8 protein-coding genes and 23 pseudogenes are annotated in these 15,256 nt (G+C 72.0%); 1 reads left to right on the top strand and 30 read right to left on the bottom strand.

The genetic code is table 11. The annotated features are described in order from the left end of the window. Nucleotides 1-697 precede the first annotated feature (697 nt). Nucleotides 698-1,231 (top strand): DUF4439 domain-containing protein, encoded by a 534-nt coding sequence (locus UK94_RS07280; RefSeq protein WP_011606839.1) that lies wholly within the window; start codon nt 698-700, stop codon nt 1,229-1,231. Between the two features lie 15 nt (nt 1,232-1,246). Here UK94_RS07280 and UK94_RS43040 read toward each other — a convergent pair. The 30 genes and pseudogenes from UK94_RS43040 to UK94_RS07215 all read right to left on the bottom strand — a co-directional run. Then, nucleotides 1,247-1,395, bottom strand: a pseudogene (locus tag UK94_RS43040) (transcriptional regulator); the annotation flags it as partial. Between the two features lies 1 nt (nt 1,396). Continuing rightward, a partial coding sequence (locus UK94_RS07275) for an Rrf2 family transcriptional regulator (protein ID WP_235486871.1) occupies nt 1,397-1,702 on the bottom strand: 306 nt, incomplete at its 3' end. 237 nt (nt 1,703-1,939) lie between these two features. After that, nucleotides 1,940-2,673 (bottom strand): annotated as a pseudogene (locus UK94_RS07270) (ABC transporter permease subunit); the annotation flags it as partial. Nucleotides 2,674-2,893: 220 nt separating this feature from the next. Further along, nucleotides 2,894-3,314, bottom strand: a pseudogene (locus tag UK94_RS43030) (ATP-binding cassette domain-containing protein); the annotation flags it as partial. 1 nt (nt 3,315) lies between these two features. Then, nucleotides 3,316-3,583 (bottom strand): annotated as a pseudogene (locus UK94_RS43025) (ATP-binding cassette domain-containing protein); the annotation flags it as partial. Nucleotides 3,584-3,713: 130 nt separating this feature from the next. Beyond that, nucleotides 3,714-3,921: pseudogene (locus UK94_RS43020) on the bottom strand (sulfonate ABC transporter substrate-binding protein); the annotation flags it as partial. A 1-nt stretch (nt 3,922) separates the two neighbouring features. Then, a pseudogene (locus UK94_RS73035) lies at nt 3,923-4,006 on the bottom strand (hypothetical protein); the annotation flags it as partial. A gap of 1 nt (nt 4,007) precedes the next feature. Continuing rightward, nucleotides 4,008-4,123 (bottom strand): annotated as a pseudogene (locus UK94_RS43015) (sulfonate ABC transporter substrate-binding protein); the annotation flags it as partial. A 1-nt stretch (nt 4,124) separates the two neighbouring features. Further along, a pseudogene (locus UK94_RS43010) lies at nt 4,125-4,277 on the bottom strand (sulfonate ABC transporter substrate-binding protein); the annotation flags it as partial. 1 nt (nt 4,278) lies between these two features. After that, on the bottom strand, nt 4,279-4,793 hold a 515-nt coding region (locus UK94_RS43005), incomplete at its 3' end, for an ABC transporter substrate-binding protein (RefSeq protein ID WP_235486869.1). A 313-nt stretch (nt 4,794-5,106) separates the two neighbouring features. Beyond that, nucleotides 5,107-5,958, bottom strand: coding sequence for a DUF4081 domain-containing GNAT family N-acetyltransferase (locus UK94_RS07255; protein WP_011606844.1), 852 nt, complete (start codon nt 5,956-5,958; stop codon nt 5,107-5,109). Nucleotides 5,959-5,971: 13 nt separating this feature from the next. Continuing rightward, nucleotides 5,972-7,020: pseudogene (gene ispG, locus UK94_RS07250) on the bottom strand (flavodoxin-dependent (E)-4-hydroxy-3-methylbut-2-enyl-diphosphate synthase); the annotation flags it as partial. 18 nt (nt 7,021-7,038) lie between these two features. Further along, nucleotides 7,039-7,126, bottom strand: an 88-nt coding sequence (locus UK94_RS73030) for a hypothetical protein (RefSeq protein ID WP_268761246.1), incomplete at its 3' end; no start/stop codon positions are given. Nucleotides 7,127-7,249: 123 nt separating this feature from the next. Beyond that, nucleotides 7,250-7,589 (bottom strand): annotated as a pseudogene (locus UK94_RS43000) (site-2 protease family protein); the annotation flags it as partial. 1 nt (nt 7,590) lies between these two features. Then, a pseudogene (locus UK94_RS42995) lies at nt 7,591-7,850 on the bottom strand (peptidase M50); the annotation flags it as partial. Between the two features lies 1 nt (nt 7,851). Then, nucleotides 7,852-8,434: site-2 protease family protein (locus UK94_RS42990; protein WP_235486867.1), on the bottom strand; the 583-nt coding region annotated here is incomplete at its 3' end. 178 nt (nt 8,435-8,612) lie between these two features. Then, nucleotides 8,613-9,083 (bottom strand): annotated as a pseudogene (locus tag UK94_RS42985) (1-deoxy-D-xylulose-5-phosphate reductoisomerase); the annotation flags it as partial. A 1-nt stretch (nt 9,084) separates the two neighbouring features. Next, nucleotides 9,085-9,836, bottom strand: a pseudogene (locus UK94_RS42980) (1-deoxy-D-xylulose-5-phosphate reductoisomerase); the annotation flags it as partial. A gap of 588 nt (nt 9,837-10,424) precedes the next feature. Then, nucleotides 10,425-10,654: pseudogene (locus tag UK94_RS73025) on the bottom strand (plasmid partitioning protein); the annotation flags it as partial. Nucleotide 10,655: 1 nt separating this feature from the next. Continuing rightward, nucleotides 10,656-11,294: PHB depolymerase family esterase (locus UK94_RS42975; protein ID WP_313949462.1), on the bottom strand; the 639-nt coding region annotated here is incomplete at its 3' end. A gap of 61 nt (nt 11,295-11,355) precedes the next feature. Continuing rightward, nucleotides 11,356-11,686 (bottom strand): annotated as a pseudogene (locus UK94_RS42970) (23S rRNA (adenine(2503)-C(2))-methyltransferase RlmN); the annotation flags it as partial. 1 nt (nt 11,687) lies between these two features. Continuing rightward, a pseudogene (rlmN, locus tag UK94_RS42965) lies at nt 11,688-12,323 on the bottom strand (23S rRNA (adenine(2503)-C(2))-methyltransferase RlmN); the annotation flags it as partial. A gap of 1 nt (nt 12,324) precedes the next feature. Further along, nucleotides 12,325-12,624: pseudogene (locus UK94_RS42960) on the bottom strand (23S rRNA (adenine(2503)-C(2))-methyltransferase RlmN); the annotation flags it as partial. Nucleotides 12,625-12,808: 184 nt separating this feature from the next. Beyond that, on the bottom strand, nt 12,809-13,726 hold the full coding sequence (locus UK94_RS07225) for a phosphatidate cytidylyltransferase (RefSeq protein WP_041939758.1): 918 nt from the start codon (nt 13,724-13,726) through the stop codon (nt 12,809-12,811). 141 nt (nt 13,727-13,867) lie between these two features. Beyond that, nucleotides 13,868-14,003 (bottom strand): annotated as a pseudogene (locus tag UK94_RS42955) (ribosome recycling factor); the annotation flags it as partial. 1 nt (nt 14,004) lies between these two features. Next, a pseudogene (locus UK94_RS42950) lies at nt 14,005-14,183 on the bottom strand (ribosome-recycling factor); the annotation flags it as partial. Nucleotide 14,184: 1 nt separating this feature from the next. Then, nucleotides 14,185-14,237, bottom strand: a pseudogene (locus tag UK94_RS42945) (hypothetical protein); the annotation flags it as partial. Between the two features lies 1 nt (nt 14,238). After that, a pseudogene (locus UK94_RS42940) lies at nt 14,239-14,321 on the bottom strand (ribosome recycling factor); the annotation flags it as partial. Nucleotide 14,322: 1 nt separating this feature from the next. Continuing rightward, a pseudogene (locus UK94_RS42935) lies at nt 14,323-14,425 on the bottom strand (ribosome recycling factor); the annotation flags it as partial. 342 nt (nt 14,426-14,767) lie between these two features. Next, nucleotides 14,768-15,255 (bottom strand): annotated as a pseudogene (locus UK94_RS07215) (elongation factor Ts); the annotation flags it as partial. Nucleotide 15,256 lies beyond the last annotated feature (1 nt).

The raw sequence follows: 15,256 nt of genomic DNA, 5'->3' as shown, positions 1-15,256 counted from the left end.
GGCGCGTCCTGGTGGGACTCGGCGGGCTCGCCCTCGCCGACGCCGTCGGGGTAACTGCCTGCACGACCACGGTCTCCCGCTCGACCGCGTCGAACGGCGGGCTCGGCGCGCCGGACATCGCCGCGGCGCGGGGCGCGGTCGTCCGAGCCACGGCACTGGCGACGGCCTACCGGAGCGCGGCCGGACGCCATCCGTCCCTGCGCTTCCTGTTCGACCCGCTGCGCGCCCATCACGAGCTCGCCNCATCGACGCTGGGAGCACAGATCCCGGCCGCGGTCGCGACGATCCCGACGGCGTCCGCACCCACCGGGCCCACTCCGACCAGGCTCACTCCGACCAGGCTCACACCGACCACGCACGCACCGACCACGCACGCACCGACCGGGGCCGCGGCGACGGCCGCCGTCGACGAGTCGGCCAGGGCCCGCGCGGCGACGCTGGCCTCGCTGCGCGCCGCCGAGAGCGGCGCGACGGCCGCGGCGCGCACCGACAGCCTGCGCGTGAGCGGCGTGCTCGCGCCGTTGCTGGCCAGCCTGCACGCCGCCGGGGTCGCGCAGGTGGAGCTGCTCGACCTTTACAGCGCGCGGGTCGGCGCCGGCCAGCCCGCCGAGACCGCCGGCGGCGTCGGCGGTCTCGCCGGTGTCGGTCTCGGCGGTGTTGGTGTCGGTCTCGGCGGTGTTGGTGTCGGGAGTGCTGGGTGACGGCGGGCAGGCGGGACGAACCGGTCGTCGCGGCCGCCGGGACGGGGGCGGCCCGGCAGAGCCCGGCGGCGCCTGGGCAGGCGGCGGCCGTGGCAGCCCTGAACACGATGCTCACCGCCACCCATGCCGCGATCTATGCGGCCGCGACGGCCGGCGGTGCGCTCGCGCCGCTGGGCCCCCCGGCCGCCGGCGCCCGGGAGCTGGCCCGGCTGAGCTGGGTCGCCCACCAGGCACTACGCGATGACCTCATCGCCGCGATCGGCACCCGCGGCGGTCAGCCGGCCCCGGCACTGCCGGCCTACCGGATCCCCACGACGCCGGTCAGCGTCGCCGCGTCGCTGACCCTGCTGGCCCAGATCGAGGACGCCTGCGCCGCGGCGGCCCACGACGCCACAGCCGTGCTCGTCGCCGACGCCCGGGCGCTCGCCGTCGACGCCCTGGGCGGCACGGCCGTGCGGGCCCAGCGAGCGCGCCTCGCGGCCGGCCTGCCACCCGCCACAGCCACCCGCGCGCTGCCGGGGGCGTCGTGAGCGCCCGCCGAGCCCCTAGCGGGTCGTCCAGGCGTCGGGGTCGTTACCGAGGGCGGTGACGATCTCCGGGAGGCGGCCGCCGGCGACCTCGGCGAGGGTCACGTTCTCCAGGACGCGGCGCAGGTTGACCCGCACGGCGATCCAGACGTCCTGCAGGTTCTTGGNCGCGCCCTCGTAGCAGGCATCCTCGGGGCGGCGCCCGCGCACGCTCGCGAGCGGGCCGTCGGTCACCCGGATCACCGTGGCGACCGTGATCTGGTCGGCCGGGCGGCCCAACTGGTAGCCCCCGTCGGCGCCCCGGCGGCTCTGGACGAGCCCGGCCCGGCGCAGATCGGTCAGGATGTTCTCGAGGAAGCGCAGCGGCAGATCCTGCGCCAGGGCCAGCGATTCGCCCTTGACGAGCTGTCCGTCACTCGCCGCCAACGTCAGGAGTGCGCGCAGCGCATAGTCGGCGCGAGCGGAGATCTGCATGCACCCATATTGCCGCCCGGCAGCGCCCAGCGCGCCCGACGGGTTGAGCTGGCGCGCCGCGGGTGCACGCCCCGACACTCACCGTCCACCGTGGAGTTCCCCCGCAGGGGAGAGGGGACGCCTCTCGATCACCCACCGCCGCCGGAATGCCCGCCGTCCGCGCCGCCGGCGCCCGCATCCGCGGGCAGATCCGGCGCCGCGCCGTCCCCGACGCCTCCCCCCGGCTCGATCCCGCCNCCGGCCAGGCCGCGTCCCCGGTTCCCCCGGGCCGCCCGCACCGCGGACGTCCCCTCGGCGACGAGCCCCCGGCGCACGCGCATCCGCTGGTCGGCGGTGTTGAAGGTGGCGTCGACGATGACTCCGATGACGAAGATAGTGATCATCGAGGCCATCACCCCGACCGTGTCGAGCAGCTCCCGGGAGTTCTGCAGGTCGGCGCCGACCGAGGGATGGCCGGGAACGATGACCAGCAGCTCGCCGGCCATCAGGCTGCGCCAGGCGAACGCCCAGCCCTGTTTGAGCCCCGCGAGCACCGAGGGCAGGGCCGCCGGGGCCACCACGTACCGGTACAGGGAGAAGCCGCGCGCACCCATGCTGCGCCCGACCCGGACCAGCAGCGGCGGCACGTAGTCGACGCCGTAGATCACCCCGTTGGCGACGGAGGGCGCGGCCCCGAGCACGACGACGAACGTGATCGCCGACTCGCTGAGCTTGAACAGCAGGATGGCCAGGGGGAACCAGACGATGGAGGGCATCGTCTGCAGCGCGGTGATGAAGGAGCCCACCGCGGTCCGCAGGATGGTGGAGCGGGAGACCGCCACCCCCACCACGACCCCGATCACGACCGCGAGAGCGTAACCCTCCAGCGCCCGGACCAGGGTGCGTGCCAGGGCGTCCCAGAAGTGGCTGGTGCCGAGGCGGCTGCCGAACTCCGACAGGGCCTTGCCCGGCCCGGGCAGCACGTAGGAGGGNTTCCAGCCACTCCAGACGACGACCTGCCACAGCAGCAGGAACAGGACGAGGGCGCCGATCTTCGGCCAGGTGGCGGCCCAGGCCCGGGCCGCGAACGGCCGCCGTTGCGCGGTCGGGATGTCGAGCGCGTCGAGACCCGCGAGCGCCGCGTCCACCTCGAGACCGGTCTCGGCGTCGAGCTCGGTCGACCGGCCGTGGAGCTGGGTCGTGGTGGCGCTGTCAGTGGCCATGCCGGCCGACCTCCTCGCGTAGTCGGGTGGTCACCTCGGTGGCCAGCTCCGCGACCCGGGCCGAGTCGATGCGCCGCGGCCGCTCGATGTCGACGTCGAAGATCTCCGCGACCCGGCCGGGTCGGGAGGACAGCAGCACGATGCGGTCGCCGAGCCGCACGGCCTCGCGGACGTCGTGCGTGACGAAGATGACCGTGACGCCGGTCTCCCGCCAGATCCGTTCCAGCTCGTCGTGGAGCAGGTCACGGGTCATCGCATCCAGGGCGCCGAAGGGCTCGTCCATGCAGAGGATGTCGGCCTCCTGCGCGAACGCGCGGGCCAGGCTCACCCGCTGGCGCATGCCCCCGGACAGTTCATGGGGACGCTTGTCGGCCAGCCCGGCCAGGCGGACCATCGCGAGCAGGCCTTCCNCCCGCTCCCGCCGCTCGGCGCGGCGGATACCCCGCAGCCGCAGCGGCACCTCGATGTTGCCCCCCGCGGTGAGCCATGGCAGCAGCGCCGAGTCCTGGAACATCATCCCCGCGCGGCGACCGGTGGTGTCCACGGTGCCGGTGGTCGGCGCGTCGAGACCGGCGATCAACCCGAGCAGGGTCGACTTGCCGCATCCCGACGCGCCGAGCAGACAGAGGAACTCGCCGGACCGGACGTCCAGGGAGACGTTGTCCAACGCCTGGACACGNGCGGCGCCGGAGCCGAAGAACCGGCTGACGCCGTCGATGCGCAGTGCGGTGTCGGAGNGGACAGCGGTCACGGATCATTCCCCCGTTGCGGTGGAGACNCACGCCCGGCGAGGGCGCCCNGCGGGTGGATCAGGAGTCGGAGACGGTCGGCTTGCCCTGCTTCGCCAGGACGTCGTTGAGGATCGTCAGGTCGAAGATGCCGTCGAGCTTCGGGTTCTTGATCAACCCGAGCTCCTCCTGATGCCTGGCCGAGGTGACCAGGGAGGCGGCAATCGGGTCGGGCGTGAACGTCAGCGACTTCCACGCCGAGGTCAGGACCTTGTCCGACAGCGGCTTGNCGGCAAGCTTGCCCAGGGCCGTGTTGGTGACCGTCGCGCCGGCGGCGCGGTCGGCGTTGAGAGCGTTGATCGACGCCACGTTGGNGCTGACGAGCCGGTGCACGATCTCCGGGTTCTTCTTCAGGTAGTCGGTGCGAACCAGCAGCACCGTCGTGACGAACTGACCCTTGGTTTCGGGCCACTGGTCGGCCTCGTTCACGANCACCTTGCCGCCCGCGGCGACCAGCCGGGACGCTGTCGGCTCGGGCACCCACGCGCCGTCGATCGCCTTGTTGGTGAAGGCGTCGACCGTGATGGAGTTGTCCTGCGGCTTGATCGAGACGTCGCCGCCGCCCTGGGTGTCCGTCTTCAGGCCNTTCTTCTTCAGGTAGTAGCGCAGCGCCACGTCCTGGGTGTTGCCGAGACTCGGCGTCGCGAGCGTGGTGCCCTTGAGCTGCGCGACCGAGGTGATGTCCGGCCGGACCACGAGCGCCGCGCCGCCCGACGTCGCGCCGGAGACGATCCGCACGGCCTCGCCGTTGGACTTGATGAAGCTGTTCACCGCGGGGTTCGGCCCGATGTACCCGGCGTCGAGTGCCCCGGACAGGACGGCCTCGGCCTCCTGCACGCCGGAGTTGAACGTCGACGTCTTCAGCGTGACGCCGGAGCCGAGCTCCTTGGCGAAGATCCCCTTCTCGACGCCGTAGAGCGCGGGCGCGTGAGTGAGGTTCGGGAAGTACCCGAGTCGCAGAGTCCCGCTCACCTGGCCGGGCGTCGCGTTCGCCGTCGCCTTGGCGTCATCGCCCGAGCTCGAGCAGCCCACCACCGCCAGCGCCAGCGCCCCGGCGGTGATCAGTGGCGTCATGGCCCGCCACAGTCTGCTCAGCCTCATGAAAACCCCCTCGGCGCAGGCAGACGCCCGCGCCATGCAAGTCAATCGACGTCATCGGGATGGTAAGCATGCCAGATGCCCCGCATCCTGGCCATGCGCCTTCATTGCGAAGACATCGTCCGGTAACAAACGCATCGAATCTCGGGAGCAACTCCCGCAAAACGGACAGGATTCGAGGATGAGGAGTTGATCCCCACGGACCATCCCGGAACAGGCTGAGGACCAGGTCACAGTCCTGCCCGACGACCGCGACGCAGCGGCGGGGCGGCGGGGCGGCGGCGGCCACACCTGCCTGCGACGGAGGAGAAGCGGGTCAGAAGAGGATCGAGGCGAAGGTGCCCACGCGCTGGAATCCGACCCGCTCGTAGGCTCGGCGGGCGGCGTGGTTGAAGTCGTTGACGTACAGACTCACCCGCGGGGCGAACGCCGCCCGCGCCAGCGCGACGACGCTGGCGGTGCCGGCTGCACCCAGGCCGCGCCCGCGCAGCGCCGGATCCACCCAGACGCCCTGGATCTGGCAGACGTCCCCGGCCACCGCGCCGATCTCGGCCTTGAACAGGACGCGGCCGTCGACGATGTGCGCGAACGAGCGCCGCTGCCCGATGAACTCCGCGACGCGGGCCCGATAGAGGGCTCCGCCGTCGGCGAGGACCGGGGACACCCCGATCTCCTCGGTGAACATGGCGATGCAGGCCGGCAGCAGGATGTCGAGCTCGTCGGGCCGGACGGGCCGCACGGCCGGGTCGGGCGCGATGAACGGAGGCTCGTCGATCACGAGCAGCGGCTGGTCGGACCGGACCTCGCGGGCCCGTCCCCAGGTCGGCTCGAGGTGCCGCCACATCGCCATGACCGACGAGGAGAGGCCGACGACGGAGGAGCAGCGGCGGCCCTGCCGGCGGGCCCGCTCGGCGAACAGCTTCGCCGAGGCGGGACCCGCCGCCACGGGCCAGAGGTTGGCACCGGAGTAACACACCGAGGCCAGGCGGCCGTCCACCGTGTGACCCCACATCTCCGCGCCGAGCCGCCACGGGTCAAGCCCGGCGGCCTCGACGCGGGACGCGACGAACACGTCGGCAACCGGATTACGGGCCAGCAGCTCACGCACGGCGGGGAGATCCCGGTCGTCGAGCAGTCGCGTCGGCGCGGAGCGCAGCGGCAGGCCCATCCGGTCGCGCCGCCTAGCTGACGGTGACCGAAGGCTCGCCGGACGGGGTACCGTCCGCCGTCATCTCCTCGGCCAGCCGCATGGCTTCCTCGATGAGGGTCTCCACGATCTGCGCCTCGGGCACGGTCTTGACGACCTCGCCCTTGACGAAGATCTGGCCCTTGCCGTTACCGGACGCGACGCCGAGGTCGGCCTCCCGCGCCTCGCCCGGCCCGTTCACCACGCAGCCCATGACGGCGACGCGCAACGGGACCTCCATGCCTTCGAGACCGGCGCTGACCTGGTTGGCGAGGGTGTAGACATCGACCTGGGCCCGACCGCAGGACGGGCAGGACACGATCTCGAGCTTACGCTGCCGGAGTCCGAGGGACTCCAGGATCGCGGTGCCGACCTTGACCTCCTCGACCGGCGGCGCGGACAGCGAGACCCGGATGGTGTCGCCGATGCCCTCGGCGAGCAGCGCGCCGAAGGCGACCGAGGACTTCACGGTGCCCTGGAAGGCGGGGCCCGCCTCGGTCACGCCGAGGTGCAGGGGGTAGTCGCAGGACTGGGCGAGCAGGCGGTAGGCCTGGATCATGACGACCGGGTCGTGGTGCTTGACCGAGATCTTGATGTCGCGGAAGTCGTGCTCCTCGAACAGCGAGCACTCCCACAGCGCCGACTCGGTGAGCGCCTCCGGCGTGGCCTTGCCGTACTTGGCGAGCAGCCGCTTGTCGAGGGAACCGGCGTTCACCCCGATCCGGATCGGGATGCCGGCGCCCTTCGCCGCGCGGGCGATCTCGCCGACCTTGTCGTCGAACGCCTTGATGTTGCCGGGGTTGACGCGGACCGCCGCGCAGCCGGCGTCGATCGCGGCGAAGACGTACTTGGGCTGGAAGTGGATGTCCGCGATCACAGGGATCGGCGACTTGCGGGCGATGGCCGCCAGCGCGTCGGCATCGTCCTGGCTGGGGACGGCCACCCGGACGATCTGGCATCCGGAGGCGGTGAGCTGGGCAATCTGCTGCAGTGTCGCGTTGACGTCCGAGGTCAACGTGGTGCACATCGACTGCACGGAGACCGNAGCGTCACCCCCGACCNGGACGTTGCCCACGTTGATCTGCCGGCTGTGCCGCCGAGTACCGAGCGGTCGGGCCGGAGCGGCTGGCATGCCCAGAGTAACGGTCACGTTGTCCTCACTGGCGAATCGGAACTGGTGAATCGAAAAAAAGGATCGACGTGCGACTGATTCGGCCTGTCGGCTGCGGGACGCAGGGCAGTAGGGCGCACGGTCTCGCGCAACCGTGCGGAATCACTGGTTCAGGCGGATCGGATTGAAGATGTCGGCGGACAGGAGGAGCAGGCTGAACCCGAGCAGGACGACAACCGTGGCGTACGTGGCCGGTAATAGCTTGGCGAAATCCACCTTCTGTACCGGTCCACGGTAGCCCCGAAGCCTGCGCAGACCATGTCTGGCCTGTTCGAAGCCCAGCACGGCGATGTGGCCACCATCCAACGGGAGCAGGGGCAGCAGGTTGAAGATGCCGACCGCGAGATTGATCGCGGCGACGAGGATGAGGAACTGGCCGATTCGGTCGAGCACCGAGCTGTCGGGCGCCGAGACGACGTCACCGCCGATGCGCGCCGCCCCCNCGACGCTGATGAAGCCCTGGGGATCGCGATCGTTGCTGAAGATCTTACCGACGTCGCCGATCCGGTGGGTCAGCGTGTTGTACATGCCGGTGAAGCCGGAGCCGATCACCTTGAAGGTCTGCGGAACGGCCTCGATCGGGTTGTAGTGGACCGTGTCGAGGCCGGGCCGGACGCCCAGGGCACCGACCCGGTCGTCGCCCGACTCACCGGTGACACGGTTGCGGCGGACCTCGACGAGGTCCGGGGCGAGGGTCAGCTGCNGGCCGTCGCGCTCCACCACGAGCGAGGCGGGCCCGGCGCCGTGTTCGCGCACCCGGCGGGTGAAGTCCTTCCAGGTGTGCACCGCGACGCCGTCGAAACTGACGATCCGGTCGTCGGGCCGCATTCCCGCGGCGGCGGCGGGGCCGGGGCCGGAACACTTTGCGGTCGTCGCCACGCAGCTCGTCGAACCGATCTTCGATTCGCTGACCTGTTTGGTGCCGAGCGTGACCAGAACCGCGTAGATCAGGACGATGGCGATGACGAAGTGCACGAAGGAGCCGGCGGACATGACCACCAGGCGGGCCCGGGCCCGGGCGTTGTGGAACGCCCGCGGCTCGTCTTCCGGATCGATCTCCTCCAGCGGCGTCATCCCCTCGATCTTGACGAAGCCGCCGGCGGGGATCGCCTTGATGCCGTACTCGGTCTCGCCGCGCTGGCGGGACCAGATCGTCGGTCCGAAGCCCACGAAGAACTTCGACGCCTTCAGGCCGTAGTGCCGGGCGGTGACGAAGTGACCGCCTTCGTGCAGCACCACGGACACGAGGAGCGCCGCGGCGAACGCCACGATGCCGAGAATCGCCATCAGGCCGGCCTCCGACCGACGGGACACCGGTCGGGGGTGCCCGCACGGGCCCTGGCACCCCGCGAACCACCGCGCCCGGCCCGGCCCGAGCGGATCACGCCGATCCCGGATCGGAAGCCGGCAGGGTGGGATTCACCGCCCGCCAGGGACCCACCGCTCACTGCGGACCGAGCGTGCTTCACGCCGATTCCCGTTCGCTCTCGCGCCGGATCAACCGCTGCGCCGCGTCGCGTGCGGCCCGCTCGGTGGCGAACACCTCGTCGAGCGAAGGGTGATCGACGACCTCGTGTTCGGCGATGACCTCGGCCACCAGATCGACGATACGGACGAAGGGCAGGCGTCCGGCCAGGAAGGCGGCCACCGCCTCCTCGTTGGCCGCATTGAACACCGCGGGAGCGGTGCCACCCCGGCGACCGGCCGTGCGCGCGAGCTCCACGGCCGGGAAGGCCACCTCGTCGAGTGGTTCGAACGTGAGCGCCTGGGACCGGGTCCAGTCCATCGGCGGCTGCGCCTCGGCCACCCGTTCCGGCCAGCCCAGGGCCAGCGCGATGGGCAGGCGCATGTCGGGTGGCGAGACCTGGGCCAGGGTGGACCCGTCGGTGAACTCGACCATCGAGTGCACCAGCGACTGGGGGTGCACGACGACGTCNATGTCGTCGTAGGGCACCCCGAAGAACAGGTGCGCCTCGATCAGCTCCAGCCCCTTGTTCATCAGGGTGGCCGAGTTGATCGTGACCACGGGGCCCATGTCCCAGGTGGGATGGGCCAGCGCCTGCTGCGGGGTGACGGCGGCGAGCTCGTCGCGGCGGCGCCCGCGGAACGGGCCGCCGCTGGCCGTGAGGACCAGCTTGCGTACCTCGTCCCGACGGCCGCCGCGCAGGCACTGCGCCAACGCCGAGTGCTCGGAGTCCACCGGAACGAGCCGGTCCGGGTCGCCGCCGAGCGCGTCCAGGACCAGGGGACCCCCCGCGACCAGCGACTCCTTGTTCGCCAGCGCCACCGTCCGGCCGGCGGCCAGCGCGGCGAGCGTCGGCGCGAGTCCGACCGACCCGGTGATGCCGTTGAGAACAATGTCACAGGGCCACTCGGCGATCTCGCTCGCCGCATCGGGCCCGGCCAGGATCTTCGGCACGGCGAACTCGCCCCGGCGGTAGCCCCGCCGTGTCGCCTCCGCGAAGAAGGCGAGCTGCAGGTCCTGGGCCGCCGATGCCGCCGCCACGCCCACCGCCTGGACACCGAGATCGAGTGCCTGGGCTGCCAGCAGGTCCACCCGGGACCCGCCGCCCATCAGCGCAACCACCCGGAAGCGCTGTGGATTGCGGCGTACGACGTCTATGGCCTGGGTTCCGATCGAGCCCGTGGACCCGAGCAGAACAACTTCACGCAGGTTCGAAGCCTCCACCACACCTCCATTGTCTCAGGCCCGTCGACGCCTCGGCGCCGCCCTGTTCGGTTCATGACAGGTGCCACCCGTAGATGTGCAATGGGTCTGACGGCCACTACCTTTTGTGACCTCATCCTCTCCCCGTCGGAGCCAGGTCGTCCTCGACCCGGCGGGGTCGCCGGTCTCGCACCCAACCGGGGGGGCTCATCCGTCCGAGGCCGCCGACGAGGGGGTCCCGGTCGCCGAGGGTGACACCGCCGGCACGGGAGTCCCCGACCCGCCCGTCCCGGCGCCCGGGCTGGTACTCGCCGAAGGCGATGCGTTCGCCGTCGACGACGGCGGCGCCGGCGTGGTCGGCGTGGCCGAGGCGGCGGGCGGACCGCTCGGGGCAAGCGGTCCGGGCGGGCGGAGCACCCCGCCCGAGCCCGCCGTTCCCGCGTCGCCGCCGCCGACGTCCCCGGACGTGGGGGTGTAGCCGAAATAGGTCAGTGCCACGACGGTGGCGCTGAAGGCGTCCGAGGTCGGTCCAAGCGCCGGACGTGCCTGCGCACCGGGCCAGGTGTGTCCGGCACCCTGCATGGCCAGNAACCCGACGTCGTGCCCGCNCGGGCAGCCGGTCCACACGGTGCGCTGCCAGGCCGCGGTGTCCCGGGAGGCCTGGGTGGCGCCGCTGCACCGGAGCGCGGAGGCGTAGCGGGCGAGCCGGTCGGGCGTCGACTGGGCGACCACGCCGGCGAACGGTGCGGGACGGGGGGCGCCGCCGCCGTCGAGCGGCGCGATCTGGTCGGCCGTCCCGTGGATCTCCAGCAGGTTCGTGGTGGGCGCCGCGCAGGAGGNGGGCAGCACGCTCGAGCCGACCGTGACCGCCGCCGCGAACCGGCCCGGCAACGCACAGGCCGTGGTGAGCACCATGTTCGCGCCGTCGGCGTACCCCACGGCGAAGATGCGTTTCGCGTCGAGGCACATCCGACCGGTGAGCTCGTTGAGCAGCGTCCCCGCGAACAGCACGTCGTCGGGGCCGACAGCGGCGGAACGCGGAAAGTTCCACCGATCCTGGGCCCCGATCGGCGCCGCGACCGCGAAGCCGGCCTTGGTGGCCTGGTCGGCGAGCCCGGTGTAAGCCTCCAGATCGTCGGTGCTCTGCCCGAGATCGTGGAAGGTGAGGATCAGTGGCAGCGCCCGAACCTGCGCGCCCGCGGTGGGAACGGCGAGCACGTAGGTGCGGTCGGTGCCGCCGACCCGCAGCGTGCGGGTACTCACCCCGGACGGCAGGGTCCTGCCGGTGACGCACCCGCTGGGCGGCGGCGGGGGGACGGTGGGCGTCGGCGACGCCGAGGCCGCCGCCGCGTGCGGCTCACGCCCGCCGGCGGGACCGATCGCGGAGGATGGCCCCGAGGCGTGGTCCGAGCCGGGATCCCGCGAGATGGCGTACCACAGCAGGAGCAGGAGCACGCCGACCGCAGCCGTGATCGGCAACCAGACCGTGTTCGCCGTCCGCGCACGATGCCGAAGAGAACCGCGCCGACGGCTCGCCGGACTACCGTAGGACACGGCTGCCGTGCGCAGGCGAGCCACTCGCCGCGCCGGCGACCCCGACAGGTCTCGCGGACTCGACGGGCCTCGCCGACTCGACGCGTCTGGCACGTCCGGCGGGCTCGGCGGCGAGCTGACCGCAGGCCGCCGCTATCTCCCGACCACGGGTGTCGCGCACGGTGGTCGCGATCCCCCGCTCCCGCAGCCGTCGGACGAACGCGCGCTGGCCGGCGGGCGCACTGGCCTGCCAGGACGAACCTTCCGTCGGGTTCAGCGGAATGAGATTGACATGCGCGAGGCGGCCGGCGAGCAGGGTCGCGAGCGCGTCGGCGCGGNCCACGTCGTCGTTGACCCCGTCGATCAGCGCGTACTCGATGCTCACCCGCCGGCCGGTGACCTCGGCATACTCCCAGGCGGCGGCAAGCACCTCGGCGACCGGCCAGCGCGTGTTGATCGGCACCAGCTCGTCGCGCAGCTCGTCGTCCGGGGCGTGCAGCGACACCGCCAGGGTCACCGGCAGGCCCTCGCCCGCCAGCCGGCGCATCGCCGGCACGAGTCCGACGGTGCTGACCGTCAGCCCACGCGCCGACAGCCCCAGCCCCTCCGGCGACGGCGCGATCAGACGACGCAGCGCAGCGGTCACCGCGGTGTAGTTGGCCAGCGGCTCACCCATGCCCATGAAGACCACGTTGGACAGGCGCCCCTGGCCGCCGGCCAGCTCCTGGCGGCGCAACACACGAGCGGCGTGCACGACCTGTTCGACGATCTCCGCCGTCGACAGGTTGCGGGTCAGCCCCCCCTGACCGGTGGCACAGAACGGGCAGCCCATGCCACAGCCCGCCTGGCTGGACACGCAGACCGTCGCCCGATCGGGATATCTCATGATCACGGACTCGAGGAGCGCGCCGTCCGCGGTCCGCCACGCCGTCTTGCGGGTCAGGCCGTCGTCGCAGCTCAGCGTTCGGGCGGGCANGAGCAGCCGCGGGAGCAGCGCCTCGAGGAGCGGTCCGCGGGCGTTCTCGGGCAGGTCGGTCATCGCGTCGGTCTCGTCGGCGTCGACCAGCCGGGCGAAGTAGTGACGCGACACCTGATCGGCGCGGAAGGCGGGCTGGCCCAACGCGACCGCGACCTGGCGGCGTTCGTCCCTGGACAGATCTGCCAGGTGTCGCGCGGGTCGCGCGGCACGCCGGGTCAGAGACAGGCGGACCGGCCGGCCGGTCCCGGCGGACACCGGGCCGTCCGGGGAGTCGGATTCGGCGGTCATGGGAGTCATCGCGGCTCCAGTGTGCCAGGAGGCCGCCGCCCAGACGAATGCGGCGATCGCCCACGCGGGCCGCGCGCACCGCCCGGCGCCCCCGACCAGGCCACCACCACCGCGGATGTTGGCCGCTGCCACCGGCCCGTACCGGGAGGGCACTCAGGTCTCGCCGCGTCGACTCCCGCGGGCGGACGNCTGCTCAGTCGAGGAAGGCGGTGAGCAGCAGCCAGGCGACGGGGGCGGTGCACAGCAACGAGTCCAGCCGGTCCATCACGCCGCCGTGCCCGGGCAGCAGGTTGCTCATGTCCTTGATGCCGATGTCCCGCTTGAGCAGCGACTCGCCCAGGTCCCCGATCGTCGCCGTGCAGGCGGTCGCGAGACCGATCAGGACCCCCTGCCACGCGTGTGCTCCCAGCGGCCAGGCCAGCAGGATCCCCGCCACCAGCACGCAGCCCACCGCGGAGCCCGCGAACCCCTCCCACGACTTGCCGGGAGACACGCTCGGGGCCATCTTGTGGCGCCCCCCGGAGAGGACCCCCGCGGTGTAGCCGCCGACGTCACTGGCCACGACGGTGGCCAGGAAGGCGAGGACCCGCCAGCTGCCGTCGGATGGTTCGGTCAGCAACGCCGCGAACCCCGCCGGGAACCCCACGTATCCGGCGACGAAGGCGATGCCGCCCACGTCCCGGACCAGCCCTTCGGCCGGCCCGACGGCGCGCACCGCGACGCCGGCGCCGACGGTGGCGGCCAGCGTCAGCAGCAGGCCGGTCGTCCCCTCGACGTAGGCCACAGCCGGCATCGCGAGCGCCCCGGCGACCAGCGGCACGGGCGGTACCCGCACTCCGGTGAGCCAGACCGCCCGGATCACCTCCCAGGTGCCCAGGGCGACGGCGACGCTGATGACGCCGACGAACGCCGCCCGCACGGTGAACAGCGGGACGAGAATGATCGCGCCGAGCAGGACGCCGACCGCGATCGCGGCCGGCAGGTTGCGGCCGGCGCGGGAACGGCGCGGTGGGACCTCTGCGGGCCCGGCGCCGCCGGCAGCGGCCCCGGTCGCTTCGGCGCTTCCGGAAGGCCCGCCGTCAACCACGGCGCGGCCGTCGACTGCCGTCATGAATGCCTGTATCTCGACTATCTCGACAGAGGCGGACAGAACCGGCACGCATGCCCCGCCGTCGCCCTGCACGCGCCGCCACGATCATCTGGCTCGCATCGAGGGGTGGGCGGGCCGAACCGGCTCCGGGGGCGACGATGGTCAGACCGACAGCAGGTCCGCTTCTTTGAGGCGGAGGAGCTCGTCCACCTGCCCGACGTAACGGTGGGTCGCCTCGTCGAGGTCCTTCTCCGCCCGCCGGCCCTCGTCCTCACCGGCATCGCCGTCCCGGACGATGNGGTCGATCCCGTCCTTGGCATGACGTCGGACATTGCGGATGCTGACCCGGGCCTCCTCCGCCTTGGAGCGGGCAACCTTGACCAGGTCGCGCCGGCGCTGCTCGGACAGCTCAGGGAAGACGATGCGGATGATCGTGCCGTCGTTGCTCGGGTTGACCCCGAGATCGGAGTCGCGCACCNCCTTCTCGATCGAGGCCAGCGACGACTTGTCGTACGGGGTGATGATCACCATGNGCGGCTCGGGGATGTGGAAGGACGCGAGCTGCTGCACCGGGGTCGGCGCACCGTAGTAATCCACCACGATCTTGGAGAAGACCNCGGGCGTGATACGACCGGTACGGATGTTCGCGAAGTCCTCCTTGGCGACCGAGACGGCCTTCTCCATCTTCTCCTCGGCATCGAGAAGTGTGTCGTCGATCACCGGTTTTCCTTCCGTCCACTCTGACTCGCCNGCATCCGTCCGGCTCCAACAGCAGCCTGCCGGCCGGCCGCCCTCCGGACAGGGACGCCTTCCGACCGGCGACATGACACGTGCTGCCCGTGCGCGCCAGGGCCCCGGCCCCGTCGATGATCGCACAACCGTGGCAATCAGTGTCCCGCACGAAGCCGCCCCCGCGGAGCCCGGGGGGACGCGCCACGCCGAACATGTCGAACCGTCGTGTTGCCGTCCCGGTACGTGACACCGGGCGCCGTCGCGGCGGTCTCTCGCGAACGCGAAACAGGCGGGCGGCCACTGTCCGCCCGCCGTCCCGTGTACCTGCGCTCAGGCCTGCCGGATGTTGAACCGGGAGAACCGGCCGACCTCGATCTTCTCGCCAAGCGAGGCGCCCGCCTGGTCGAGCAGGGCTCGGATGGTCACCTTGCCATCCTTCACCCACGGCTGGTCCAGCAGCACGCTGCTCTTGACGTAGCCGTTGACCTTGCCCTCGACGATCTTCGTAATCGCCTGCTCGGGCTTGCCCTCCTCGCGGGCAGCAGCCTCATAGATCTTGCGCTCGGCCTCGAGCACCTCGTTGGGAATCTGGTCCGCGGTGACGTACAGCGGGTCCGCGGCCGCGATGTGCTGGGCGAGGTCGCGGGCGAGCTGCTTGAAGTCGTCGGTCTTCGCCACGAAGTCCGTCTCGCAGCGCAGCTCGACGAGCACTCCGAGAGTCGGGGGCAACTGCGGGTCCGTCCGGTGCAGGTAGGACTCGACCAGGCCGTTGGCGGCGCTGCGCGCCGCGCGCTTGGCGACCTGTGCCTTGCCCTTCTN

The sequence above is a fragment of the Frankia sp. AvcI1 genome (assembly GCF_001420875.1).
GTDB classification, from domain to species: Bacteria; Actinomycetota; Actinomycetes; order Frankiales; family Frankiaceae; genus Frankia; species Frankia alni.
This window is presented reverse-complemented; position numbering and strand designations above follow the sequence as displayed.

Bases quoted from the DNA above. Each gene is read 5' to 3' on its own strand.
- UK94_RS07255 (WP_011606844.1), bottom strand. From the start codon at position 5,958: ATGGGCCTGCCGCTGCGCTCCGCGCCGACGCGACTGCTCGACGACCGG.
- UK94_RS07225 (WP_041939758.1), bottom strand. From the start codon at position 13,726: ATGACGGCAGTCGACGGCCGCGCCGTGGTTGACGGCGGGCCTTCCGGA.